16 protein-coding genes, 21 tRNA genes, 3 rRNA genes and 2 riboswitches are annotated in these 23,252 nt (G+C 45.5%); of the genes, 6 read left to right on the forward strand and 34 right to left on the reverse strand.

The window, feature by feature from the left end; translation table 11 throughout:
- Positions 1 to 23: 23 nt before the first annotated feature.
- From NSU16_RS15070 to NSU16_RS15195, 26 genes are all read right to left on the reverse strand, one after another.
- A complete protein-coding gene (locus NSU16_RS15070) occupies positions 24 to 1,166 on the reverse strand; it encodes a glucose-1-phosphate adenylyltransferase (protein WP_268449624.1) in 1,143 nt (380 codons plus the stop codon).
- Positions 1,166 to 3,046 (reverse strand): 1,4-alpha-glucan branching enzyme, encoded by a 1,881-nt coding sequence (gene glgB / locus NSU16_RS15075; protein ID WP_339191388.1) that lies wholly within the window; start codon positions 3,044 to 3,046, stop codon positions 1,166 to 1,168. Before glgB ends, NSU16_RS15070 begins: the two co-directional genes overlap by 1 nt.
- Before the next feature lie 239 nt (positions 3,047 to 3,285).
- Positions 3,286 to 3,357, reverse strand: a tRNA-Glu gene (locus NSU16_RS15080).
- Positions 3,358 to 3,361: 4 nt separating this feature from the next.
- Positions 3,362 to 3,452 (reverse strand) — tRNA-Ser (locus NSU16_RS15085).
- A gap of 3 nt (positions 3,453 to 3,455) precedes the next feature.
- A tRNA-Asn gene (locus NSU16_RS15090) sits at positions 3,456 to 3,530 on the reverse strand.
- 17 nt (positions 3,531 to 3,547) lie between these two features.
- Positions 3,548 to 3,624 (reverse strand) — tRNA-Ile (locus NSU16_RS15095).
- 15 nt (positions 3,625 to 3,639) lie between these two features.
- Positions 3,640 to 3,713: transfer RNA gene (locus NSU16_RS15100), tRNA-Gly, on the reverse strand.
- A 9-nt stretch (positions 3,714 to 3,722) separates the two neighbouring features.
- A tRNA-His gene (locus NSU16_RS15105) sits at positions 3,723 to 3,798 on the reverse strand.
- 19 nt (positions 3,799 to 3,817) lie between these two features.
- Positions 3,818 to 3,893, reverse strand: a tRNA-Phe gene (locus NSU16_RS15110).
- Between the two features lie 12 nt (positions 3,894 to 3,905).
- Positions 3,906 to 3,982, reverse strand: a tRNA-Asp gene (locus NSU16_RS15115).
- Positions 3,983 to 4,041: 59 nt separating this feature from the next.
- Positions 4,042 to 4,118 (reverse strand) — tRNA-Met (locus NSU16_RS15120).
- Positions 4,119 to 4,141: 23 nt separating this feature from the next.
- Positions 4,142 to 4,234, reverse strand: a tRNA-Ser gene (locus NSU16_RS15125).
- Between the two features lie 6 nt (positions 4,235 to 4,240).
- A tRNA-Ile gene (locus NSU16_RS15130) sits at positions 4,241 to 4,317 on the reverse strand.
- A gap of 2 nt (positions 4,318 to 4,319) precedes the next feature.
- Positions 4,320 to 4,396, reverse strand: a tRNA-Met gene (locus NSU16_RS15135).
- A gap of 21 nt (positions 4,397 to 4,417) precedes the next feature.
- Positions 4,418 to 4,490: transfer RNA gene (locus tag NSU16_RS15140), tRNA-Ala, on the reverse strand.
- 5 nt (positions 4,491 to 4,495) lie between these two features.
- Positions 4,496 to 4,572: transfer RNA gene (locus NSU16_RS15145), tRNA-Pro, on the reverse strand.
- A 15-nt stretch (positions 4,573 to 4,587) separates the two neighbouring features.
- A tRNA-Arg gene (locus NSU16_RS15150) sits at positions 4,588 to 4,664 on the reverse strand.
- 9 nt (positions 4,665 to 4,673) lie between these two features.
- Positions 4,674 to 4,759, reverse strand: a tRNA-Leu gene (locus NSU16_RS15155).
- A 14-nt stretch (positions 4,760 to 4,773) separates the two neighbouring features.
- A tRNA-Gly gene (locus tag NSU16_RS15160) sits at positions 4,774 to 4,848 on the reverse strand.
- Between the two features lie 5 nt (positions 4,849 to 4,853).
- A tRNA-Leu gene (locus NSU16_RS15165) sits at positions 4,854 to 4,940 on the reverse strand.
- 10 nt (positions 4,941 to 4,950) lie between these two features.
- Positions 4,951 to 5,026, reverse strand: a tRNA-Lys gene (locus NSU16_RS15170).
- 37 nt (positions 5,027 to 5,063) lie between these two features.
- Positions 5,064 to 5,139 (reverse strand) — tRNA-Thr (locus NSU16_RS15175).
- A 31-nt stretch (positions 5,140 to 5,170) separates the two neighbouring features.
- Positions 5,171 to 5,246: transfer RNA gene (locus NSU16_RS15180), tRNA-Val, on the reverse strand.
- Positions 5,247 to 5,268: 22 nt separating this feature from the next.
- Positions 5,269 to 5,384: ribosomal RNA gene (rrf, locus tag NSU16_RS15185) — 5S ribosomal RNA — on the reverse strand.
- A gap of 53 nt (positions 5,385 to 5,437) precedes the next feature.
- Positions 5,438 to 8,365 (reverse strand): 23S ribosomal RNA (locus NSU16_RS15190).
- A gap of 169 nt (positions 8,366 to 8,534) precedes the next feature.
- Positions 8,535 to 10,084: ribosomal RNA gene (locus tag NSU16_RS15195) — 16S ribosomal RNA — on the reverse strand.
- Together the 16S, 23S and 5S rRNA genes with 21 tRNA genes alongside form the textbook arrangement of a ribosomal RNA operon.
- A 410-nt stretch (positions 10,085 to 10,494) precedes the next feature.
- Positions 10,495 to 10,596: riboswitch (TPP riboswitch) on the forward strand.
- Positions 10,597 to 10,695: 99 nt separating this feature from the next.
- On the opposite strand from NSU16_RS15195, the gene thiT reads away from it, so the two are divergent.
- Positions 10,696 to 11,274, forward strand: coding sequence for an energy-coupled thiamine transporter ThiT (thiT, locus tag NSU16_RS15200; RefSeq protein WP_339191390.1), 579 nt, complete (start codon positions 10,696 to 10,698; stop codon positions 11,272 to 11,274).
- A gap of 40 nt (positions 11,275 to 11,314) precedes the next feature.
- Here the strand turns inward: thiT and NSU16_RS15205 are convergent, their stop codons facing one another.
- Genes NSU16_RS15205 through NSU16_RS15215 form a run of 3 tightly spaced genes read right to left on the reverse strand, consistent with a single transcriptional unit; the run spans position 11,315 to position 13,938 of the window.
- Complete coding sequence (locus NSU16_RS15205; protein ID WP_339191392.1) at positions 11,315 to 11,839, reverse strand: GNAT family N-acetyltransferase; 525 nt, start codon at positions 11,837 to 11,839, stop codon at positions 11,315 to 11,317.
- A 26-nt stretch (positions 11,840 to 11,865) separates the two neighbouring features.
- Positions 11,866 to 13,395, reverse strand: a complete 1,530-nt coding sequence (floT, locus tag NSU16_RS15210) for a flotillin lipid rafts scaffold protein FloT (protein ID WP_010331616.1) — start codon at positions 13,393 to 13,395, stop codon at positions 11,866 to 11,868.
- An 18-nt stretch (positions 13,396 to 13,413) separates the two neighbouring features.
- A complete protein-coding gene (locus tag NSU16_RS15215; RefSeq protein WP_339192699.1) occupies positions 13,414 to 13,938 on the reverse strand; it encodes a hypothetical protein in 525 nt (174 codons plus the stop codon).
- Between the two features lie 167 nt (positions 13,939 to 14,105).
- Here NSU16_RS15215 and NSU16_RS15220 point away from each other — a divergent pair, with 167 nt between their 5' ends.
- A complete protein-coding gene (locus NSU16_RS15220; RefSeq protein ID WP_326227660.1) occupies positions 14,106 to 14,594 on the forward strand; it encodes a DinB family protein in 489 nt (162 codons plus the stop codon).
- A 5-nt stretch (positions 14,595 to 14,599) separates the two neighbouring features.
- Here NSU16_RS15220 and NSU16_RS15225 read toward each other — a convergent pair whose 3' ends face one another.
- The 3 genes from NSU16_RS15225 to betB all read right to left on the reverse strand — a co-directional run bounded on the left by NSU16_RS15225 (position 14,600) and on the right by betB (position 17,965).
- Positions 14,600 to 15,178, reverse strand: coding sequence for an MOSC domain-containing protein (locus NSU16_RS15225; RefSeq protein ID WP_010331619.1), 579 nt, complete (start codon positions 15,176 to 15,178; stop codon positions 14,600 to 14,602).
- Positions 15,179 to 15,267: 89 nt separating this feature from the next.
- Complete coding sequence (gene gbsB, locus NSU16_RS15230) at positions 15,268 to 16,476, reverse strand: choline dehydrogenase (protein ID WP_010331620.1); 1,209 nt, start codon at positions 16,474 to 16,476, stop codon at positions 15,268 to 15,270.
- A gap of 16 nt (positions 16,477 to 16,492) precedes the next feature.
- Positions 16,493 to 17,965 (reverse strand): betaine-aldehyde dehydrogenase, encoded by a 1,473-nt coding sequence (betB, locus tag NSU16_RS15235; protein WP_326227661.1) that lies wholly within the window; start codon positions 17,963 to 17,965, stop codon positions 16,493 to 16,495.
- A gap of 200 nt (positions 17,966 to 18,165) precedes the next feature.
- Between betB and NSU16_RS15240 the strand changes: the two genes are divergently transcribed.
- From NSU16_RS15240 to NSU16_RS15255, 4 genes are all read left to right on the forward strand, one after another.
- A complete protein-coding gene (locus NSU16_RS15240; protein WP_010331622.1) occupies positions 18,166 to 18,708 on the forward strand; it encodes a GbsR/MarR family transcriptional regulator in 543 nt (180 codons plus the stop codon).
- Between the two features lie 208 nt (positions 18,709 to 18,916).
- Positions 18,917 to 19,462 carry a biofilm surface layer hydrophobin BslA gene (gene bslA, locus NSU16_RS15245; protein ID WP_268447305.1) on the forward strand — a complete coding sequence of 182 codons (546 nt, stop codon included), beginning with the start codon at positions 18,917 to 18,919 and terminating at the stop codon, positions 19,460 to 19,462.
- A 156-nt stretch (positions 19,463 to 19,618) separates the two neighbouring features.
- Positions 19,619 to 19,768, forward strand: a riboswitch (cyclic di-AMP (ydaO/yuaA leader).
- 71 nt (positions 19,769 to 19,839) lie between these two features.
- Complete coding sequence (locus NSU16_RS15250) at positions 19,840 to 20,508, forward strand: TrkA family potassium uptake protein (RefSeq protein ID WP_326227665.1); 669 nt, start codon at positions 19,840 to 19,842, stop codon at positions 20,506 to 20,508.
- A gap of 6 nt (positions 20,509 to 20,514) precedes the next feature.
- Positions 20,515 to 21,852, forward strand: coding sequence for a TrkH family potassium uptake protein (locus NSU16_RS15255; protein WP_168748610.1), 1,338 nt, complete (start codon positions 20,515 to 20,517; stop codon positions 21,850 to 21,852).
- A 36-nt stretch (positions 21,853 to 21,888) separates the two neighbouring features.
- Here NSU16_RS15255 and NSU16_RS15260 read toward each other — a convergent pair whose 3' ends face one another.
- Complete coding sequence (locus NSU16_RS15260) at positions 21,889 to 22,152, reverse strand: YiaA/YiaB family inner membrane protein (protein ID WP_010331626.1); 264 nt, start codon at positions 22,150 to 22,152, stop codon at positions 21,889 to 21,891.
- A gap of 107 nt (positions 22,153 to 22,259) precedes the next feature.
- The gene (locus NSU16_RS15265) at positions 22,260 to 23,108 is read right to left on the reverse strand and encodes a glucosaminidase domain-containing protein (protein WP_010331627.1); all 849 of its coding nucleotides are present in this window, start codon (positions 23,106 to 23,108) and stop codon (positions 22,260 to 22,262) included.
- Between the last annotated feature and the right edge of the window lie 144 nt (positions 23,109 to 23,252).

The raw sequence follows: 23,252 nt of genomic DNA on the forward strand, positions 1-23,252 counted from the left end.
TGATTCTGCCTCCTCTTCAGTCATTAAATCAATTCTTTCTCTACAAATTCCTCCGATACAAGCAGCACCTCCTGAATGTCTGTTTCAGATTTAATCACAGCGCCATCTGGAAGCACCAATCCCTTAGGCACGATGGCATTCTCAATCACGACATGCTCACCGATTGTCACATCCGGCATAATCACTGAACGCTTGACCGTTGCGTGCTTACCGACGGTGACCCCTTGAAAAAGAACGGAGTGAGACACATTCCCATAAACAACACACCCCTCATTCACAAGTGAGTCATGAACCTGCGCCTCAGGCGAAATAAATTGCGGAGGCTGATTCGGATTGACAGAGTAAATCTTCCAATTGCGTTCAAACAGCCCCAGTTCAGACTGGTCTTTCAGCAAATCCATATTGGCCTCCCATAAGCTCTGCACCGTTCCGACATCCTTCCAATATCCTTTAAACGGATAAGCGGAAAGCTTCTTTTTCTCCTCCAAAAGAAGAGGAATGATATCTTTGCCGAAGTCATGGCTTGAATACGGATTCCGGTCATCCATCTCAAGATATTGCTTCAAGAGGGGCCAATTGAAAATATAAATACCCATGGATGCCAAATTGCTCTTTGGGAATTTAGGCTTTTCATCAAAATGTGTGATGACCCCGTCTTCATTTGCTTTCATGATGCCGAATCGGCTTGCTTCTTCCCATCCCACTTCAATCACGGAGATGGTCACATCCGCTTTCTTTTCAATATGAAAATCAAGCATTTTGCCGTAGTCCATTTTATAAATGTGATCGCCTGATAAGATCAGCACATACTCGGGATCATATTGGTTCAGGTAATTAAGATTTTCATAAATTGCGCTTGCCGTCCCTTTATACCATTTCACTTCGGATGACTCAGCATAAGGAGGCAATACTGTAACGCCCCCATTGTGCCTGTCAAGGTCCCATGCACTGCCAATGCCAATATAGGAATTCAGCTCCAATGGCTGATATTGCGTTAAGATGCCTACTGTGTCTATGCCTGAATTCGAGCAGTTGCTGAGCGTAAAATCAATAATCCGGTATTTCCCCCCAAAAGATACGGCCGGTTTTGCCATATTTTTTGTTAATCCGCTGAGACGGCTGCCCTTCCCGCCGGCAAGGAGCATAGCCACACATTGTTTTTTCATTATTTTATCTCTCCTCTTTTTTTCACCGCCCGCATTATCGAAATGCCATAAGGGGGGATTGTCATCGTGATATAGTACGGTTTTTGATGAACAGCTCCAGATTTGGCTGCTAACGGCTTTTTATTCAATTGACCTGAGCCCCCATATTTTTCATTGTCACTGTTCAACACTTCGATATATTGGGTAAGAAAGGGAACGCCTACATCGTATTGATGATAGACCGAGGGTGTAAAATTACATAAGATGATAAGCGCCTCACCGTGCCGTCTGCCGTACCGAATAAAAGAGAAAATTGATTGCTCCTCATTGTGGACATCAATCCATTCAAATGATTGAGCACGATGGTCATTTTCATAAAGGATTTTGCTTTTTTGATAAAAGCGGAGAAGATCTTGAGTAAAAACACTTGCTTTCTGATGCATGGGGAAGGTGTTCAAGAACCAATCAAGCTGTTCTGTATCTTTCCATTCATCGAATTGAGCAAATTCCGAACCCATAAAAATGAGTTTTTTACCGGGATGAGCGGTCATATAACCGAGTAAAAGCCGATATTGGGCAAATTTCTGCCAATAGTCGCCAGGCATTTTATGAAGAAGTGATTTTTTCCCATACACGACTTCATCATGAGAAAATGGCAAGACAAAATGTTCACTAAAAGCATAAAGCAAGGAAAAAGACACGAGCTGATGGCAGTGCCGCCTTTGTTCAAAAGGCGTCTCCATGTATCTCAGCACATCATTCATCCAGCCCATGTTCCATTTAAAATGAAAGCCGAGTCCCCCTTCCTCAACAGAACCTGTTACTTGAGGCCATTCGGTGGAATCTTCCGCTATCATCATGACATGCGGATATGCCTCCCGCATTGTTTGATTCAGCTTCTTTAAAAATGCAACTGCATATGGATTCATATGGCGTTCAGCCTGATTTGGCCAATACAGCATATTGGCCACGGCATCGACCCTAAAACCATCTATATGATAGAATTCCGCCCAGTACAACGCATTAGAAATTAAAAAACTTTGAACTTCCGGTTTTCCTAAATCAAAGTTAGCGGTGCCCCACAGCCAGTTCTCCCGGTCACGCTCTTCTTGATATTCGTAAAGAGGCGCTCCATCAAACATATAAAGCCCATGAGAATCTTTACAAAAATGTCCGGGGACCCAATCAAGTATGACGCCGATGTTTGCCTGATGGCATTCATCCACAAACCTCATCAAATCATGAGGCGTGCCAAATCGGCTTGTCGGGCTGTAATACCCCGTTGCTTGATAACCCCAAGAGCGATCATAAGGATGTTCATAAACGGGCAGCAGCTCGATATGGGTAAACCCCTGCTCTTTGATATAAGGAATAAGAGACTGGCCTAATTCTTCATAGGAGTAAAGCGTGCCATCGGAATGCTTCTTCCATGAACCAAGGTGAAGCTCATAAATAAAAACCGGCTTTTCATATATCGTTTTATCTTTCTGCTTCTTTTGCCACTTTTGATCATGCCAGCTGTACCCTGCAAGATCGTAAGTAAGAGACGCCGTATTCGGTCTCACCTCTGAATAAAAAGCATACGGGTCTGCCTTCAGCATAGTCTTTCCGCTATTTGTCACGATTTCATACTTATATCGTTCCTTTTCTTTCAAACCTGGAACAAATAATGTCCAAATGCCGTTATCATTAACTTTTTGCATCACATGAAGCTCACCTGACCAACTGTTAAAATCCCCAGCCACTCGAACTTCTGACGCATGAGGCGCCCACACACAAAACTCATACCCGGTTTGGCCATTCAGCTCGCGATAATGCGAGCCAAACAGCTGATAGCTTTTAAACAGACTGCCTTCGTGAAAAAGATAAACATCATGTGCTGTTGGGCTGGCAGCGGCCATGTAATCATCCTTTCTGACATCATAGTTTTCATTTATATTATTTATTCGGAGAAATAAAAAAAAGCCCTTTCTAGAAAGCGCTTATATTTATTGACATAAAACTTCATTTTCTGAAGAAAAACAAGAGATATGGAGTTTTTTGTTGTAAATCTGATATAAAAATAAAAAACAAAATCAGATGTATATTATATCGTTTTAGGAAAATAAAAAAACCTTGCAGGATATGCAAGGTTTCAGGATGACCCGTACGGGATTCGAACCCGTGTTACCGCCGTGAAAGGGCGGTGTCTTAACCGCTTGACCAACGGGCCGTCATGGCGGAGAAGGAGGGATTTGAACCCTCGCGCCGCTTACACGACCTACACCCTTAGCAGGGGCGCCTCTTCAGCCACTTGAGTACTTCTCCATATGGCTCCACAGGCAGGATTCGAACCTGCGACCGATCGGTTAACAGCCGATAGCTCTACCACTGAGCTACTGTGGAATGTAATTGTCATGGTATGGTGGGCCTGAATGGACTCGAACCATCGACCTCACGCTTATCAGGCGTGCGCTCTAACCAGCTGAGCTACAGGCCCATGACGATATAGAAATGGAGCGGGTGATGGGAATCGAACCCACGACATCAGCTTGGAAGGCTGAGGTTTTACCACTAAACTACACCCGCGATTTTATTTGGGGCGATTGATGGGAATCGAACCCACGAATGCCAGAGCCACAATCTGGTGCGTTAACCACTTCGCCACAACCGCCAAAATATATATTTGTAAATGGTGGCTCGGGACGGAATCGAACCGCCGACACACGGATTTTCAGTCCGTTGCTCTACCAACTGAGCTACCGAGCCTTATGATTTAAATGGCGGTCCGGACGGGACTCGAACCCGCGACCTCCTGCGTGACAGGCAGGCATTCTAACCAACTGAACTACCGGACCATTTTGATTTTAATTGGTTGCACCCTTCGGGCGCTCCTTATTTAAAAGGATATATTTTTTGGTTGCGGGGGCAGGATTTGAACCTGCGACCTTCGGGTTATGAGCCCGACGAGCTACCGAACTGCTCCACCCCGCGATGATAAAATGTAAGGATATATATGGCGGAGGAAGAGGGATTCGAACCCCCGCGGGCTTTGACACCCCTGTCGGTTTTCAAGACCGATCCCTTCAGCCAGACTTGGGTATTCCTCCGTATTGTGGTGGACCTTGTAGGACTCGAACCTACGACCGGACGGTTATGAGCCGTCTGCTCTAACCAACTGAGCTAAAGGTCCTTTGGTAGCGGCGGAGGGGATCGAACCCCCGACCTCACGGGTATGAACCGTACGCTCTAGCCAGCTGAGCTACACCGCCAAATCATATATTGAAACCAAGTGGAGCCTAGCGGGATCGAACCGCTGACCTCCTGCGTGCAAAGCAGGCGCTCTCCCAGCTGAGCTAAGGCCCCAAGAATGGTCGGGAAGACAGGATTCGAACCTGCGACCCCATGGTCCCAAACCATGTGCTCTACCAAGCTGAGCTACTTCCCGATTTCATGTAAATCATGGCGCGCCCGAGAGGAGTCGAACCCCTAACCTTTTGATCCGTAGTCAAACGCTCTATCCAATTGAGCTACGGGCGCAAATGATAATGCCGAGGGCCGGACTTGAACCGGCACGGTAGTCACCTACCGCAGGATTTTAAGTCCTGTGTGTCTGCCAATTCCACCACCCCGGCGTGGATGGTATAGTTGGAGCGGAAGACGGGATTCGAACCCGCGACCCCCACCTTGGCAAGGTGGTGTTCTACCACTGAACTACTTCCGCAGAAATGGTGCGGATGAAGGGACTTGAACCCCCACGTCTGTAAAGACACTAGAGCCTGATTCTAGCGCGTCTGCCAATTCCGCCACATCCGCAACATATAAATGGTGAGCCATGAAGGACTCGAACCTTCGACCCTCTGATTAAAAGTCAGATGCTCTACCAACTGAGCTAATGGCTCTTCTTACAAGAGACTTGAATATTATATCATATAAAAGTGGTGCCGGCAAGAGGACTTGAACCCCCAACCTACTGATTACAAGTCAGTTGCTCTACCAATTGAGCTACACCGGCTCATATGTAAACATATTATGTATAGTAAATATGGTGGAGGATGACGGGCTCGAACCGCCGACCCTCTGCTTGTAAGGCAGATGCTCTCCCAGCTGAGCTAATCCTCCATAATTGCACTAACGTGCAATTGCTTGGCGGCGTCCTACTCTCACAGGGGGAAACCCCCGACTACCATCGGCGCTGAAGAGCTTAACTTCCGTGTTCGGCATGGGAACGGGTGTGACCTCTTCGCTATCGCCACCAAACAATTGAGAGTGTTCTCTCAAAACTAGATAACAGGTGTGACATCATTAGAAATTAGGTTAAGTCCTCGATCGATTAGTATCTGTCAGCTCCATGTGTCGCCACACTTCCACCTCAGACCTATCAACCTGATCATCTTTCAGGGATCTTACTTCCTTGCGGAATGGGAAATCTCATCTTGAGGGGGGCTTCATGCTTAGATGCTTTCAGCACTTATCCCGTCCGCACATAGCTACCCAGCGATGCCCTTGGCAGAACAACTGGTACACCAGCGGTGCGTCCATCCCGGTCCTCTCGTACTAAGGACAGCTCCTCTCAAATTTCCTGCGCCCGCGACGGATAGGGACCGAACTGTCTCACGACGTTCTGAACCCAGCTCGCGTACCGCTTTAATGGGCGAACAGCCCAACCCTTGGGACCGACTACAGCCCCAGGATGCGATGAGCCGACATCGAGGTGCCAAACCTCCCCGTCGATGTGGACTCTTGGGGGAGATAAGCCTGTTATCCCCGGGGTAGCTTTTATCCGTTGAGCGATGGCCCTTCCATGCGGAACCACCGGATCACTAAGCCCGACTTTCGTCCCTGCTCGACTTGTAGGTCTCGCAGTCAAGCTCCCTTGTGCCTTTACACTCTGCGAATGATTTCCAACCATTCTGAGGGAACCTTTGGGCGCCTCCGTTACCTTTTAGGAGGCGACCGCCCCAGTCAAACTGCCCACCTGACACTGTCTCCCCGCCCGATAAGGGCGGCGGGTTAGAAGGTCAATACAGCCAGGGTAGTATCCCACCGATGCCTCCACCGAAGCTGGCGCTCCGGTTTCCAAGGCTCCTACCTATCCTGTACAAGCTGTACCAACATTCAATATCAGGCTGCAGTAAAGCTCCACGGGGTCTTTCCGTCCTGTCGCGGGTAACCTGCATCTTCACAGGTACTATAATTTCACCGAGTCTCTCGTTGAGACAGTGCCCAGATCGTTGCGCCTTTCGTGCGGGTCGGAACTTACCCGACAAGGAATTTCGCTACCTTAGGACCGTTATAGTTACGGCCGCCGTTTACTGGGGCTTCAATTCGCACCTTCGCTTACGCTAAGCGCTCCTCTTAACCTTCCAGCACCGGGCAGGCGTCAGCCCCTATACTTCGCCTTACGGCTTCGCAGAGACCTGTGTTTTTGCTAAACAGTCGCCTGGGCCTATTCACTGCGGCTCTCTCGGGCTTGCACCCTAACAGAGCACCCCTTCTCCCGAAGTTACGGGGTCATTTTGCCGAGTTCCTTAACGAGAGTTCTCTCGATCACCTTAGGATTCTCTCCTCGCCTACCTGTGTCGGTTTGCGGTACGGGCACCTCTCACCTCGCTAGAGGCTTTTCTTGGCAGTGTGGAATCAGGAACTTCGCTACTAAATTTCGCTCGCCATCACAGCTCAGCCTTATGGGAAACGGATTTGCCTATTTCCCAGCCTAACTGCTTGGACGCGGATATCCAATACCGCGCTTACCCTATCCTCCTGCGTCCCCCCATTGCTCAAATGGTGAGGAGGTGGTACAGGAATATCAACCTGTTGTCCATCGCCTACGCCTTTCGGCCTCGGCTTAGGTCCCGACTAACCCTGAGCGGACGAGCCTTCCTCAGGAAACCTTAGGCATTCGGTGGAGGGGATTCTCACCCCTCTTTCGCTACTCATACCGGCATTCTCACTTCTAAGCGCTCCACCAGTCCTTCCGGTCTGGCTTCACAGCCCTTAGAACGCTCTCCTACCACTGTTCGAAGAACAGTCCGCAGCTTCGGTGATACGTTTAGCCCCGGTACATTTTCGGCGCAGAGTCACTCGACCAGTGAGCTATTACGCACTCTTTAAATGGTGGCTGCTTCTAAGCCAACATCCTGGTTGTCTAAGCAACTCCACATCCTTTTCCACTTAACGTATACTTTGGGACCTTAGCTGGCGGTCTGGGCTGTTTCCCTTTCGACTACGGATCTTATCACTCGCAGTCTGACTCCCAAGGATAAGTCATTGGCATTCGGAGTTTGACTGAATTCGGTAACCCGGTAGGGGCCCCTAGTCCAATCAGTGCTCTACCTCCAAGACTCTTACCTTGAGGCTAGCCCTAAAGCTATTTCGGAGAGAACCAGCTATCTCCAGGTTCGATTGGCATTTCACCCCTACCCACACCTCATCCCCGCACTTTTCAACGTGCGTGGGTTCGGGCCTCCATTCAGTGTTACCTGAACTTCACCCTGGACATGGGTAGATCACCTGGTTTCGGGTCTACGACCACGTACTCATGCGCCCTATTCAGACTCGCTTTCGCTGCGGCTCCGCATCTTCTGCTTAACCTTGCACGGGATCGTAACTCGCCGGTTCATTCTACAAAAGGCACGCCATCACCCGTTAACGGGCTCTGACTACTTGTAGGCACACGGTTTCAGGATCTCTTTCACTCCCCTTCCGGGGTGCTTTTCACCTTTCCCTCACGGTACTGGTTCACTATCGGTCACTAGGGAGTATTTAGCCTTGGGAGATGGTCCTCCCGGATTCCGACGGAATTTCACGTGTTCCGCCGTACTCAGGATCCACTCTGGAGAGAACGAAGTTTTGACTACAGGGCTGTTACCTTCTATGGCGGGCCTTTCCAGACCTCTTCATCTACCTCGTTCCTTTGTAACTCCGTATAGAGTGTCCTACAACCCCAAGAGGCAAGCCTCTTGGTTTGGGCTAATCCCGTTTCGCTCGCCGCTACTCAGGGAATCGCATTTGCTTTCTCTTCCTCCGGGTACTTAGATGTTTCAGTTCCCCGGGTCTGCCTTCTCATATCCTATGAATTCAGATATGGATACCACTCCATTACGAGTGGTGGGTTTCCCCATTCGGAAATCTCCGGATCAAAGCTTGCTTACAGCTCCCCGAAGCATATCGGTGTTCGTCCCGTCCTTCATCGGCTCCTAGTGCCAAGGCATCCACCGTGCGCCCTTTCTAACTTAACCGTTAAAAAGAATCACTATGTGATATCTTGTGTTACTAATTGAATGTGATGTCTACTGTTATCTAGTTTTCAAAGAACACGTTTCGAAGGAATGATCCTTCAAAACTAAACAAGACAGGGAACGTTCTGTTTATAAGACCCAAGGTCTTATATTCCGTAAATATCCTTAGAAAGGAGGTGATCCAGCCGCACCTTCCGATACGGCTACCTTGTTACGACTTCACCCCAATCATCTGTCCCACCTTCGGCGGCTGGCTCCATAAAGGTTACCTCACCGACTTCGGGTGTTACAAACTCTCGTGGTGTGACGGGCGGTGTGTACAAGGCCCGGGAACGTATTCACCGCGGCATGCTGATCCGCGATTACTAGCGATTCCAGCTTCACGCAGTCGAGTTGCAGACTGCGATCCGAACTGAGAACAGATTTGTGGGATTGGCTTAACCTCGCGGTTTTGCTGCCCTTTGTTCTGTCCATTGTAGCACGTGTGTAGCCCAGGTCATAAGGGGCATGATGATTTGACGTCATCCCCACCTTCCTCCGGTTTGTCACCGGCAGTCACCTTAGAGTGCCCAACTGAATGCTGGCAACTAAGATCAAGGGTTGCGCTCGTTGCGGGACTTAACCCAACATCTCACGACACGAGCTGACGACAACCATGCACCACCTGTCACTCTGCCCCCGAAGGGGACGTCCTATCTCTAGGATTGTCAGAGGATGTCAAGACCTGGTAAGGTTCTTCGCGTTGCTTCGAATTAAACCACATGCTCCACCGCTTGTGCGGGCCCCCGTCAATTCCTTTGAGTTTCAGTCTTGCGACCGTACTCCCCAGGCGGAGTGCTTAATGCGTTAGCTGCAGCACTAAGGGGCGGAAACCCCCTAACACTTAGCACTCATCGTTTACGGCGTGGACTACCAGGGTATCTAATCCTGTTCGCTCCCCACGCTTTCGCTCCTCAGCGTCAGTTACAGACCAGAGAGTCGCCTTCGCCACTGGTGTTCCTCCACATCTCTACGCATTTCACCGCTACACGTGGAATTCCACTCTCCTCTTCTGCACTCAAGTTCCCCAGTTTCCAATGACCCTCCCCGGTTGAGCCGGGGGCTTTCACATCAGACTTAAGGAACCGCCTGCGAGCCCTTTACGCCCAATAATTCCGGACAACGCTTGCCACCTACGTATTACCGCGGCTGCTGGCACGTAGTTAGCCGTGGCTTTCTGGTTAGGTACCGTCAAGGTACCGCCCTATTCGAACGGTACTTGTTCTTCCCTAACAACAGAGCTTTACGATCCGAAAACCTTCATCACTCACGCGGCGTTGCTCCGTCAGACTTTCGTCCATTGCGGAAGATTCCCTACTGCTGCCTCCCGTAGGAGTCTGGGCCGTGTCTCAGTCCCAGTGTGGCCGATCACCCTCTCAGGTCGGCTACGCATCGTTGCCTTGGTGAGCCGTTACCTCACCAACTAGCTAATGCGCCGCGGGTCCATCTGTAAGTGGTAGCCGAAGCCACCTTTTATGTTTGAACCATGCGGTTCAAACAAGCATCCGGTATTAGCCCCGGTTTCCCGGAGTTATCCCAGTCTTACAGGCAGGTTACCCACGTGTTACTCACCCGTCCGCCGCTAACATCAGGGAGCAAGCTCCCATCTGTCCGCTCGACTTGCATGTATTAGGCACGCCGCCAGCGTTCGTCCTGAGCCAGGATCAAACTCTCCGATAAAGTGTTTGACTGACTACGCACATCACTGTGCGATTTTATAATAAAACTTGAATTAACAGGTACGTTTTGTCTTGTTTAGTTTTCAAAGATCATCACCGCTCTCAATGAAGCAGCTTTACTAATATAACATTCAGCTCTCTGATTGTCAACAACTTTTTTTCAAAGTGTTTTGAGGCTTCTTGTTTTGTCTGCTGTTCATCAGCGACGTTTAATAATATAACACCTATAATTATTTATTGCAATAGTTTTTTTAAAAAAATCTATAAAACAATAAAACTGTAATCTTTTTTAATTCTATCTAACTTGTAATGCTTTTTAAAACATATATCTATTAATGAACATTTACCACAGGCAATATCATCTTGTTGTTTTAACCTTTTTCTTGTATAGTAGAAACGAACTAAATATCCGATAACCACAAGGGGAGCATAAAAGCTGAGAGTGAGCGGTTCCGTTCTGACCCTTTGAACCTGTTAGTTAACGCTGGCGTAGGGATGTGGCAAAGTCAAATGAATTGCAGATTGTAAAGCAGTGCGTGGAACTTTCCTATCCTTCCGCGTGCTGCTTTTTTGTTGTCCTTTTGGATTGTCTATCGATGGAAGGGGATTTTAATGGCTCAATCAAGACAACTGGTTCGACTTATTGAAATTGCAATCATGACTGCTGCTGCTGTCATTTTAGACATCGTTTCCGGAATGTTCCTCCGTATGCCTCAAGGAGGATCGGTATCCATCATGATGATTCCGATTTTTTTGATTTCATTTCGCTGGGGAGTTAAAGCAGGTCTTACCACCGGTCTATTGACAGGTCTTGTTCAAATTGCGATTGGAAATCTATTTCTTCAGCACCCTGTTCAGCTATTGCTTGATTACATTGCAGCGTTCGCCGCTGTTGGAATAAGCGGCTTTTTCGCTTCCGCTGTCCGCAAATCAGCTTTATCAAAAGCAAAAGGAAAATTGATTGTATCAGTGATTTGCGCAGTTTTTATCGGCAGTTTTCTGCGTTATGCTGCACATGTGATTTCAGGGGCGGTATTTTTCGGCAGCTTTGCACCAAAAGGAACGCCGGTATGGATTTACTCATTAACTTATAATGCTACTTATATGATTCCATCATTCATCATCTGTGCGATTGTCCTTTGTTTATTGTTCATGACAGCTCCGCGCTTGCTGAAAACTGAAAAAGCTTAATCTAACAACCCCCAGCGGCCATTCCGCTGGGGGTTGTTTTCTATCTTCTGTTAAGCAGATTTTTTAATGAAGCAAGATCCGGCCAACCGAATCCTATTTCTTTCAAGCTTTCTCCTGCGATTTCAAAACTATCCTCGGCTGCTCTTTCAGGTGAAAACGACTGATAAAATGTAAACGAAGGATTCTCTTCTACGACCCAAACAAACATGCTCGTAAAGCCATGATCAAGCAAAAAATCTGCTCCCTTTGTCAAAAGTGCTCTGCCTGCACCTTGCCGCTGTTTTTCTTCTAAAAGGTAAATGGCATATAACTCACCGTCATAGCCTTTCTGCTCTGTACGAATAGGACCAAAAGATGCAAAGCCGAATACTGAACCTTTATCATCTTCTGCCACAAAAACCCCCTTTAAGGAACGGGTTTTCCATTTGGCTTCAAAATCCTTGTAGTTTAAACCATTTAAATATTCAGCCGAGACAATGCCGCTGTATGTTGTCACCCAGCTGTCAACGTGCACTTTTGCGATGGCCTTTATATCATCTATTCGTGCTTCTCTTATAGTCACCATTCATTCTCTATTCCTTTCCGCAATGGTTATTCAGATTTTTGAACAGGTTTTGTTTCTTTTAATTCATTTGTCAGTTCGTTGATGCTCTGTTTGATGTTGCCTTTTCCTGAAAAGTTCTCAATCATTTCCTTTACGTCGATTCCCGAAGACGCTTTTAAGCTTTCTTGTAAGCTGGACATTAAGTTTGTCGCATAGCTTGTGACTTTGTTGGCACCGCTTGAATCACCGCTGCCTCCTGTATCAACGACGGTGATCTTATCAATATTTGAAAGCGGTGCTGATACCTGTTTCGCGTATTCCGGAAGCATTTTGACAATCATATCGAAAATTGCAGCCTGACCGTACTGCTCAAAGGCAGCGGCAATTTTTTCTTTCGCTTCCGCTTCAGCAAGACCTTTTAAGCGAATAACCTCGGCCTCTGTCTCACCTTTTGCTTTTTCCGCTTCTGCTTTTGCAAGACCGTCAATTCTGACCCTTTCAGCTTCAGCCTTCGCCATCGCTTCTATGCTGTATTTCTTGGCATCGGCTTGGGCGAGCTGTTTGGCTTTTTCAGCAGCGGCAGATTGCTCAACTGAATAGCGGTCTGCATCGGCTTTTTTCTTCACTTCAGAATCATACTGGCGTTCACGGCGAAGTATTTCTTTTTCTTCTAATTCAATTTGTTTTTGCCGTTCTATAATCTTGACCTGCATTTCCTGCTCTGTGACCTGCTGGCGTGCTTTAGCTGTTTCCAAATCGTATGCCTGGTCAGCGTTGGCTTTTGCTGTATCTTGATCTCGCCGGTATTCAGCCATTTTAAGCTGATTGATTTTTTCAGCTTCCGCAATTTCCGTCGCTCGTTCAAGCTCTGATTTTTTGGCTTCTTTATCGGCTTCCGCCCGCTTAATTCTTGTTTCTTTATCAGCCTCTGCGGTTGCAATGTCAGCATCACGTTTTACCTGCGCAATTCTAGGTTTACCTAGTGATTCAAGATAGCCGTTTTTATCACGGACATCTTTAATGGTAAAGGAGACAATCACAAGACCCATCTTAGCGAGATCCTGTGAAGCGACACGCTGCACTTCTTGGGAGAATTTTTCGCGGTTTTTATAAATTTCTTCTACTGTCATAGACCCGAGAATGGAGCGAAGGTGGCCCTCCAGTACTTCACGCGCCTCCTGCTCTCGGTCTTCTTTTGACTTTCCTAAAAATTGTTCGGCTGCTGTGGCGATTTCTCCGATCGATCCGCCGATTTTAATAATTGCAGTTCCGTCCGCCATTACAGGCACACCTTGCTCTGTATAAACTTCAGGAGTCGATACATCGAGTTTGCTTGATAACAGACTTAACGGCTCAGCCTGCTGAAAAACCGGAAGAACAAAGGTTCCTCCTCCGCGAACAATCTTCAGGCGGTTGCCTCCCTCATCAACATGAACATTTTTATTTCCAAGATAGCTTCCTGTAACAATTAACGCTTCATCAGGCCCTGCCGTACGATATTTTGTAATAAATACCGCTATAAGTGCAATGAGTAAAAAGAATACAACTCCGATGACGATGATAATCGGCATTGTCATATGACATTCCTCCTTGTTTTATAAAGGTTCATGCGGAGTGACTGAAAGAACTCCGTTTTTGACATCCACAACTAAGACGACTGTTCCGTAACTGATCTGTTCATTTTCAAAGCTGATCGCCGATTTTGAGATCGTACCGCCTATCCCTTCAATCAGCACTTCTCCAAATCCATCAACCGGTACAGCGGTTATGACTTTTCCGAGTCTTCCTCTAAGATCATCTTCCCGATAAGTCAATGATTCTTCTGCCGATGATAAAGGGACAAGCACAAATAAATGGAGCATTATCACCAGCAGCACTGAAAGAAGACAGGATAATAGAGCAATAATCAGGCTGGAGAGGGGGAAAACTGTTTCGCCTATATATCCAGATGCGGAGAAAAATGTGAAAAATGAGAGCACCAATGTCGGGTTTAAAAATGGAATACCTTCTAACAGCCCTTCAAACACATCTCCGAAAAATAAAAATAGCAGCGTAAGGCTTCCGGCTATGATAAGGGTGTAAAGGTAAATCGTTTGGACAGGAACACCGTATAACTCCAATTTTCTCATCCTTTCTAAGCTGCTACTTTAACCGACGGCCGTCGTTACCTTTTATACGAGACACACAAGGAAAGGTTTCAAAATGTTTCGATAAATGCTCCCGACACAGTGCTTTATACATGATAAATGCCCTTATATATGGTAATGTTTTTTCAGGAGGAGATATGATGAGTATCTTTAATGAAGCCAGATTAGAAACATGGAATGAAGTCAAAGGACTTTCCGATGAAAAGCTGAATCAAAAGCCTTCTTCTGATGAATGGAGTATACGGGAAGTTCTTGATCATTTGAAGAAAATTGATATGACCGCCCAAAACATGCTGAAAGAACGAGTAAAGGAAGCGCCTATTAAGGAAATTGGGGAAAAACCGCTTACGGCTGCACAGGATAGAAGCAATAAACGGAATGCGCCCGCCCATCTTGAACCAGATCATAATTTTATTTCAGGCAGCCAAATGAAACGGGAGCTTGATGTTGTAAGGGAGCAGTTAACAGCTGTTATTGCATCTCTTAAAGAAGAAGATTTCGAAAGAGTATTGCCGCATCCCTTGTTTCAAGAGCTGACCGTCAGACAATGGATCGATTTTATCGGCCATCATGAAAAACGCCACCTTAGCCAGATCAAAGAAATTAAAGAGAAAATAGAAAGAGTCTGATTTAATCAGACTCTTTCTGCTTTTTGTTTAATGTTCCGCTGATAGGAATGAACGATTATTTCGTCACCTGCATACACGGCACCAGGTCTCTCGACAATACATACAATACCTCTTATCCCCAACGCATGGCGGACAAAAGCCGGTGCAAGCTTTGGCTTGTCCGGATAATAAGACTGGATGACTTCACCCGGCTGGATACACGGGTCATTTTCTCCCTCACACAGTAAAGCGGCGCCGCTCGGAAATATAAGCCGGCTTCCTTCTTTTAATGTTGTGAAATCAGGTATACCGCTGATTGCAACATTTGCACCGAGCCATTCTGGAAAAATACTCGGGACGCCCATTTTTAAAGCAATTTCGTCACATTCTTCTGTTGAAACAATTGAGATTTGCCTGCGATTAAAAATCTCTGTTCCTCTTGAAAACATCGGCTCTCGGGCCCCAGCTTTTTTTGTCAGGCCGAAATGCAAGTCACCGGGAATGCCGCCATAATCAAAATCGAGCTTGTCCATTTGTTTTGTTACAAAGCTTTCTGTATCTGCAACATATAAGCCTTCCGTTTTTGCAGTCATGCGTTTCCACATAAGCTTGCACCGTCCTTTGTCTTTAGGATTGTCACTTATGTTCAATTATCCAAAAAAATCCCGCTCTGTAAAGGAGCGGGATTATCGCATTATACAGTTTTTGGCGTAAGATTAAAGCAGCGTTTGTAGATCCAGTTATATGCTTTCTCATTTAAATCTCTAGGATTTCCGAAGGTTTGCGGATCTTTCATTGCTTCTTTTGACAAGCGCTCGATCATGTCAGGTGATACCCCTTGTTCTTCTAAAGTCGGTACTTCTAACTCTTTCACAAGATCGTACATCCAGTTGACAGATGCTTTTGCAGCTTCTTCTGTTGTCATCTGGCTTGTATCAATACCGAACGCTTTTGCGATGCGGGCGAATTTCTCTGGATAGCCCTTCCAGTTGTATTCCATAACAGGGCCCATCATTGCCGCTACACATTGGCCGTGAGCGACCGGGATAATACCGCCAAGTGTTTGGCTCATGGCGTGAGCAGCACCCGCTGATTCACTGCCGTAAGAAAGACCTGCAAGCATAGCAGCCTGTGCCATTCCGTATCTAGCTTCGAGATCTTCTCCGTCAGCAAAGGCTCTCTTAATGTAGTGAGCGGCATATTCAATCGCCATCAAAGCCACTGCGTCTGTAATCGGCTGTGCAAATTTCATTGTGTAGCACTCAATGGCGTGAGCAAGAGCATCAATCCCCGTCATTGCTGTTACGTGCGGCGGCATTGAGACGTGAAGCTCTGGGTCAATCACAGTCAAATGAGCGGCAATCAGCGGACCGCCTGTGTTAAATTTGAATTCTCTTTCTTCATCTGTAATAACCGCCCATTGCGTTACCTCTGAGCCTGTTCCAGCGGTTGTCGGAATTGTCGTTAGCGGAGGAATGCGGTTTTCCAGCGGTTTTTTTCCTTCAGCTGCTTCATAATCAAGTACGCTTCCCTCGTGAGTCGCTTCTACTCCAATGGCCTTCGCTGTGTCCATGGAGCTTCCGCCTCCGACTGCCACCAAGCCGTTGCAGTTCTCTTTTTTGTACAGCTCGGAACCTTCATTTACAAGCCGTACAGGAGGGTTTGGCTCAACTTTATTAAAGAGCACCACTTCAATGCCTGCCTCTTTTAATGACTCAATCACAGGATCTACAACGCCCGCTTTATAAATTCCCGGGTCTGTAACAAGCAATGCTTTTGAAACACCCAGTCCAGCTACTTCTTTTCCTGCGTGATTGATGGCGCCAATTCCGTGCTTAATCACAGTCGGAATTTCAAAAGTGTGAAATTTATGCATGCTTTCTACTTTCATATTTAATGTCATAATCAATCTCCCCCTTTTATGAATTGAACCAATTAACCGCTGCCGGTTTTGTGTTGCGATATACATGTTTGACTTCTGTATACTCTTCAAGCCCTATTTTTCCAAGTTCCCGTCCGAATCCGGATTGCTTATAGCCGCCCCATGGCGCCTGTGCAAAGTACGGATGGAAATCGTTAATCCAGACCGTCCCCATTCTCAAACGGGCTGCTACACGTTCGCACTTTTCAATATCTTTCGACCATACAGCTCCGGCCAATCCGTAAATCGTATCATTCGCCAGTGAGATTACTTCTTCTTCAGAACTGAATGTCTCGACTGTTAATACCGGCCCGAATACTTCTTCCTGAACAATTCTCATGTCAGATGTACAGTTTGAGAAAATGGTAGGTTCATAGAAAAAACCATTTTGAAGTGCAGGATCTTCCGGACGTTTGCCGCCAGTCTCCAGTTTTGCACCTTCTTGCAGTCCGATCTCTACATATTTTTCAACCTTTGCTCTGTGCTCCGCGGAAATGAGCGGACCGCTTTCTGTCTCTTCGTGAAAACCGTTTCCGAGTTTAATGCGTTTCGCCCGTTTGACAAGCTCTGCTAAAAATTGATCATGAATGTCTTCTTCTACAAGCAATCGGGACCCGGCGGAGCATACTTGGCCGGCGTGGAAAAATACAGCGTTTAGCGCCTGATCAACCGCGACTTCCAGGTCTGCGTCTTTGAAAACGATATTTGGATTTTTCCCTCCAAGCTCAAGCGCGATTTTTTTGACGTTGCCGCTTGCCGCCCGCATGATTTTTTTGCCTGTTTCAATTCCGCCTGTAAAGGAAATTAAGTCAACGTCTTTGTTTACAGCAAGCTCATCACCCACTGTGGCGCCCGGTCCCAACACAAGGTTTGCGACACCTATCGGAACTCCGGCTTCCTCCATCAGCTTAAAGACTTTCATTGTCGTCAGCGGTGTGATCTCACTCGGCTTCATGACAATTGTATTGCCTGCCGCTAAAGCCGGGGCGATTTTCCAGCTTGCTTGCAGAAGCGGATAATTCCACGGCGTGATTTGTCCGCATACGCCAATTGGCTCCCTGATGATTTTGCTTTCTGAATCAGGGATTGGAGATGAGATGATCTCTCCTCCATCTTTATCTGCCAGACCAGCATAATACTGAAAAACATTGGCGATATCGTCCATATCGGCTTTGCTTTCCTCAAGAGTTTTTCCCGTATCAAGGGATTCGAGCTCGGCCAGCTCGTCTAGATCGCGTCTGATTAATTCCGCAATTTTCAGAACTATTTTTCCGCGTTCAAGCCCTGAAAGAGAAGGCCATTCTCCTGCGTCAAAAGCTTTTCGTGCGGCAGCAATTGCTTTAACGGCATCCTCACGTCCGCCCTCGCTAACTGTTGCAATTTCTTCTTGATTAAATGGATTAATAATACTGCGGACCTGCCCTTTTTCGGCACTGATCCATTCACCGTCAATGTATAATGTTTGACTCATCTAAGTCCTCCTTGACGAAAATAAAGTTTGTTAAATAAAAATTTAATGTTTTTAACAACCTTAATCTAACATATGGTTTTTAAACTGTCAAAGCCCTCATTGTGATTTTTCGTTTTGACTTTTCTCTAGGTTTCGATAAGATAAAGAACATAAAGAAATGACTTAACGAATTTAATTTTCTAAAGGAAAAGAGGGTCAGTATGGATGAAAATCCAGAATTTGCAGCTATAGAACAGGCACGGGATCTCGTTATTGACTCCATTGCTGAAACAATGGATCTTTACGGAATTACCCGAAGTGTCGGGATATTATATGGAACGATGTACATGCGGGACGAGATGACGCTTGACGAAATGCGGGAGGAGCTGCAAATGAGCAAACCCAGCATGAGCACAGGTGTCAAAAAGCTGCAGGATTTAAATGTCGTGAAAAAGACATTTCACCGAGGCATCCGCAAGCACACATTTGTAGCCGAAAAAGATTTCTTTAAATTTTTCACAAATTTCTTTCCGCCAAAATGGGAACGGGAAGTTCAGGTGAATGTATCAGCAATTGAAGAAGCTCAGGCTGATTTACAAGAGGTATTGCAAAAGGAAACGCTCAGTGAGGAAATGAAGAATGAAGCGCAGCGTTTATACGAGCAGCTGGAAAGTTCTAAAGCCTACTACGATTGGCTGAAACGTCTTGCTGAATCAGTGCAGAGCGGAGAGATTTTTAAATTTATACCAATTGAAACAAAATAATCAAGAAACGTCTGGAAAACCGGACGTTTTTTTGTTTTTTCACTTTAATTACTACGAATTTTAAAAATACGGGAAAAACACCCCATTTACTTCCATTTTATTTGATGGTAATTTTATGTAGGTAAAATTTGTATTTGGCCTTTTAAGAGGAGGTGGAAAGCAGAGACAGGCCTTTAATCTTTATCAATTATTAGGGGGAATTTTTGTTATGAAACGCAAGTTATTATCTTCTTTAGCTATCAGTGTATTAAGTCTCGGTTTACTCGTTTCTGCACCTTCAGCTTCATTTGCAGCTGAATCTAAGTCATCTTCTGCTCATACTGAGTCTACGATGAGAACTCAATCAACAGCTTCATTGTTTGCCACAATTACAGGAACGAGCAAAACAGAATGGTCTTTCTCTGATATTGAATTGACATACCGTCCAAACACGCTTCTCAGCCTTGGCGTAATGGAATTTACATTGCCAAGCGGATTTACAGCAAATACAAAAGATACGATGAACGGAAATGCATTGCGCGAAACACAAATCCTCAATAACGGTAAAACAGTAAGAGTACCTCTGGCTCTTGATTTATTAGGCGCTGGTGAATTTAAGTTAAAACTGAATAACAAAACACTTCCTGCCGCTGGTACATATACTTTCCGTGCAGAAAACAAATCACTGAGCATCGGAAATAAATTTTACGCGGAAGCCAGCATCGATGTGGCTAAGCGCAGCACACCTCCGACTCAGCCATGCGGCTGTAAGTAATCCCAGAGGGCCGGCTTTATGCCGGTCTTTTTTACGTTTATTGACTTCTTTCTCCCGCTTTTCCCTCTATTTCCAGCTATCTTTTCACTTGTTTTAAATTTAAATTGACAAACACTAGAAACAGGAGTAAATTCTTGAGTGTTCAATTTCATAAAGTCTCTTTTACCGCTTAATCAAAAACGAACGGGGAAACCAATGATTGGCTGTTTCACAAAACGGCCTTGGGGTGAATCTTACGTAGTAAGAAGGGGTACTCTGAATCCCTAATCCGACAGCTAACCTCGTAGGCGTATACAGAGAGGAGGTCTATTGTGACCATTCTTTGTAATGGTCTTTTTTACTTCAAAACGCTAATTTTATTAAGGGAGTCTTGAACATTGGGAAGAATAAAAAACAAGCAATTTGCCGTAATCGGGCTTGGACGGTTCGGGGGAAGCATTTGCAAAGAGCTTCACAGAATGGGCCATGAGGTCCTTGCCATTGATATTAATGAAGAAAAGGTCAATGCCTTCGTTTCCTACGCAACCCATGCGGTCATTGCCAATGCCACTGAAGAAAACGAATTGCTTTCACTGGGAATTCGTAATTTCGAATATGTCGTTGTTGCTATTGGGGCGAATATTCAAGCGAGCACACTGACCACTTTGCTATTGAAAGAGCTTCACATTCCAAATATTTGGGTGAAGGCTCAAAATTATTATCACCATAAGGTGCTGGAAAAAATCGGCGCCGACCGCATTATTCATCCAGAAAAGGATATGGGCGTTAAAATCGCACAAAGTCTCTCTGATGAAAATGTCTTGAATTATATCGACTTATCCGATGATTACAGTATTGTTGAGCTGCTGGCAACACGAAAACTGAATTCCAAATCCATTCATGATCTGAATGTTAGAGCGAAATACGGATGTACCATCCTGGCAATTAAACATAATGGAGATGTTCGCCTTTCTCCTGCACCGGAAGAGATGATTTACGAACAAGACTGCCTGGTGATGATGGGTCATAAAAAGGATATTAAACGCTTCGAAAACGAAGGGATGTAGACAAAGGTGAGACTTCATAAGGAAACTGTAATCAAGTGGGTTCGTTTTTCTCCCCCGCAAGTGCTTGCGATTGGTTTTTTTCTTACTATTATTATCGGCTCTCTTTTGTTAAAGCTCCCGATTTCTACTGCGAAGCCGTTGTCATGGATAGATGCTCTTTTTACAGCGGCTTCTGCCACTACTGTTACCGGGCTTGCAGTTGTTGACACTGGGACAGAATTTACGGTGTTCGGGCAAACTGTCATCATGGGTCTGATTCAAGTCGGCGGGCTTGGCTTTATGACATTTGCTGTTCTGATCGTCATGATTTTAGGAAAAAAAATCGGATTGAAAGAACGAATGCTGGTCCGGGAGGCCTTAAACCAGCCGACAATCGGCGGCGTGATAGGCCTTGTCAAAGTCCTGTTTCTGTTTTCAATCAGTATCGAATTGATCGCCGCACTGATCTTATCCATCCGGCTTGTGCCCCAGTATGGCTGGGCGTCGGGATTGTTTGCCAGTCTGTTTCACGCGATATCCGCTTTTAACAATGCCGGTTTTTCTTTGTGGCCAGATAATTTAATGAGCTACGTTGGTGATCCTACAGTCAACCTTGTCATTACTTTCTTATTTATCACAGGGGGAATCGGGTTTACGGTGCTTTTTGACATCCTGAAAAATCGGCGTTTCAAAGCCTTTTCATTACATACGAAACTGATGCTTGCGGGAACGTTCATTTTAAATATTGCTGCTACGCTGATCATCTTTATTTTAGAGTACAGCAACCCCGGCACGCTTGGTTCCTTGCATTTACCAGATAAACTGTGGGCTTCGTATTTTCAGGCAGTGACGCCGAGAACCGCGGGCTTCAACTCTGTGGACTTTGGCAGCATGAGAGAAGGCACCATTGTATTTGTCCTGTTGTTGATGTTTATTGGAGCAGGAAGCGCCTCAACGGCGAGCGGTATTAAGCTGACTACTTTCATTGTGATTTTAATGTCTGTCATCGCTTATTTAAGAGGGCAGAAAGAAACAGTTATTTTCCGCCGTACCATAAAATATCCGATCATCGTTAAGGCCTTAGCAGTCAGTGTTATCAGCTTGTTCATCGTCTTTATAGGTATTTTTGTCCTGACCATTACAGAACAAGCGCCGTTTATCCAGATTGTTTTTGAAACCTTTTCCGCCTTCGGAACGGTCGGACTGACAATGGGGCTGACTCCCGAACTGACAACAGCGGGGAAATGCATCATTATTGCGATTATGTTCATCGGAAGAATCGGTCCGTTGACGTTTGTTTTTTCATTTGCGAAAACAGAAAAATCAAATATTCGTTACCCTGACGGCGAGGTGTTTACTGGGTGATGTTAAAAAAATCCGGCATATTACATGCCGGATTTTTTATGATTCAATATGAGATTGATTTTGTCTTTTTTCCTGCTCCGCGATGATATCATTATCTTCCGCGTTATCACGCGTCACTTTTTGTGTAAGGATCGCGCCGACCGCAACAAGGATCATCACTGCAATGTAGTAGCCTTTTTCATTGAGTTCGAGATTATCAGCGTTATAGAGTCCAATACAAAACAAAAATACTCCCGCAAAAAAAGTGAAATAAGCTAATACAGTAAAGGCAACCGTGTTTCTCCGTCTATATTTCTGCACCTTTGTTCCCTCCTGAAGCATAGTTATTAAGTGATAACTTCCGTGGAATATTATACCTCAAATTCCCCTGAATGGAACAAAAAAATAAAAATACCAGGAAAAACGGCTCAGGTTGCTTCCTTTATTTCAACAGCTGAGTCATCAATCCAGCCGACCAGTTTATTATTGACTTGGAATTGGTACCATACGGACTGGCCTTTCTGTTTTTTAGATACAACTTTTATATCTTTACCAACGTAAGATTGCGCAGAGGTCAGCTTAATGGATTGTTCATCAGTAGAAGGCTTAGACCATACATCTTGAACGGCGCTGTCTTTGATGGCCCCTTTTAAATCCACAGCTTTCAGAGATGGATTCACCTCATCGTATTTATCTAAATCATACTTTTCCACAATGGCACTGATTTTGCCAGCATAGTCCGGGTCTGTGGCATAACCTGATGTTTGAAGAGCGCCTGCCGCTTCTTTATAATCCTCAGCTTCAAGCACCGGCTTATACTTCTTTTTATTCCACGATGTGCCTTGGACAAATAATTTGGCGTGATCATCCATTGATTCAAAAAACGTGCTGTATTTGCGGAATTTCGCGCGGATTGTTTTTCTTTCCCCTTTTTCAAATTCATCTGTTTCCATGGTGACGTGATGTCCTTTATAATTTCCTTTTACACCAAACAGGTTGTTGGCTTTAGAGGCAAGCTCGCTGTTTCCCCAGTCAGATTCGAGTATGGCCTGAGCAATCGTAATGCTGGGAAGAACATGATATTTTTCATATAAAATTTGAGCATGTCCGGAAAGGCTGTCAATAAATACTTGCTGTTCATCAATTTCTTCCGGTTCTTTGGCTGTTTCAATTGGCTTTGAGAGAGTTGTCGCTAAAACAAACAAGGCTAGCGGAATCGATACAACGAAAAATAGAGAGATCAAGAGTCTACGTTTTTTCAGTTTTTTTCGGGCCATGAAAACCTTCCTTCGATTTAAAAGATTACGAGTGTAAAGTATCTACCTTTAAGAATTTTACTTGTACTTCTAATATTTTTCAATTCTTTAGGGATAAAGTTTGAGAGAGAATACACAAAAAGCCTTCCCCATCAAGGGAAAGGC

This window comes from Bacillus sp. FSL K6-1003 (assembly GCF_037964945.1).
Taxonomy (GTDB): Bacteria; Bacillota; Bacilli; order Bacillales; family Bacillaceae; genus Bacillus; species Bacillus mojavensis.

Bases quoted from the DNA above. Each gene is read 5' to 3' on its own strand.
- NSU16_RS15265 (WP_010331627.1), bottom strand. From the start codon at position 23,108: ATGGCCCGAAAAAAACTGAAAAAACGTAGACTCTTGATCTCTCTATTT.
- NSU16_RS15205 (WP_339191392.1), bottom strand. From the start codon at position 11,839: ATGGTGACTATAAGAGAAGCACGAATAGATGATATAAAGGCCATCGCA.
- thiT (WP_339191390.1), top strand. From the start codon at position 10,696: ATGGCTCAATCAAGACAACTGGTTCGACTTATTGAAATTGCAATCATG.
- betB (WP_326227661.1), bottom strand. From the start codon at position 17,965: ATGAGTCAAACATTATACATTGACGGTGAATGGATCAGTGCCGAAAAA.
- glgB (WP_339191388.1), bottom strand. From the start codon at position 3,046: ATGGCCGCTGCCAGCCCAACAGCACATGATGTTTATCTTTTTCACGAA.
- gbsB (WP_010331620.1), bottom strand. From the start codon at position 16,476: ATGACATTAAATATGAAAGTAGAAAGCATGCATAAATTTCACACTTTT.
- NSU16_RS15240 (WP_010331622.1), top strand. From the start codon at position 18,166: ATGGATGAAAATCCAGAATTTGCAGCTATAGAACAGGCACGGGATCTC.
- floT (WP_010331616.1), bottom strand. From the start codon at position 13,395: ATGACAATGCCGATTATCATCGTCATCGGAGTTGTATTCTTTTTACTC.
- NSU16_RS15070 (WP_268449624.1), bottom strand. From the start codon at position 1,166: ATGAAAAAACAATGTGTGGCTATGCTCCTTGCCGGCGGGAAGGGCAGC.
- bslA (WP_268447305.1), top strand. From the start codon at position 18,917: ATGAAACGCAAGTTATTATCTTCTTTAGCTATCAGTGTATTAAGTCTC.
- NSU16_RS15225 (WP_010331619.1), bottom strand. From the start codon at position 15,178: ATGTGGAAACGCATGACTGCAAAAACGGAAGGCTTATATGTTGCAGAT.
- NSU16_RS15220 (WP_326227660.1), top strand. From the start codon at position 14,106: ATGAGTATCTTTAATGAAGCCAGATTAGAAACATGGAATGAAGTCAAA.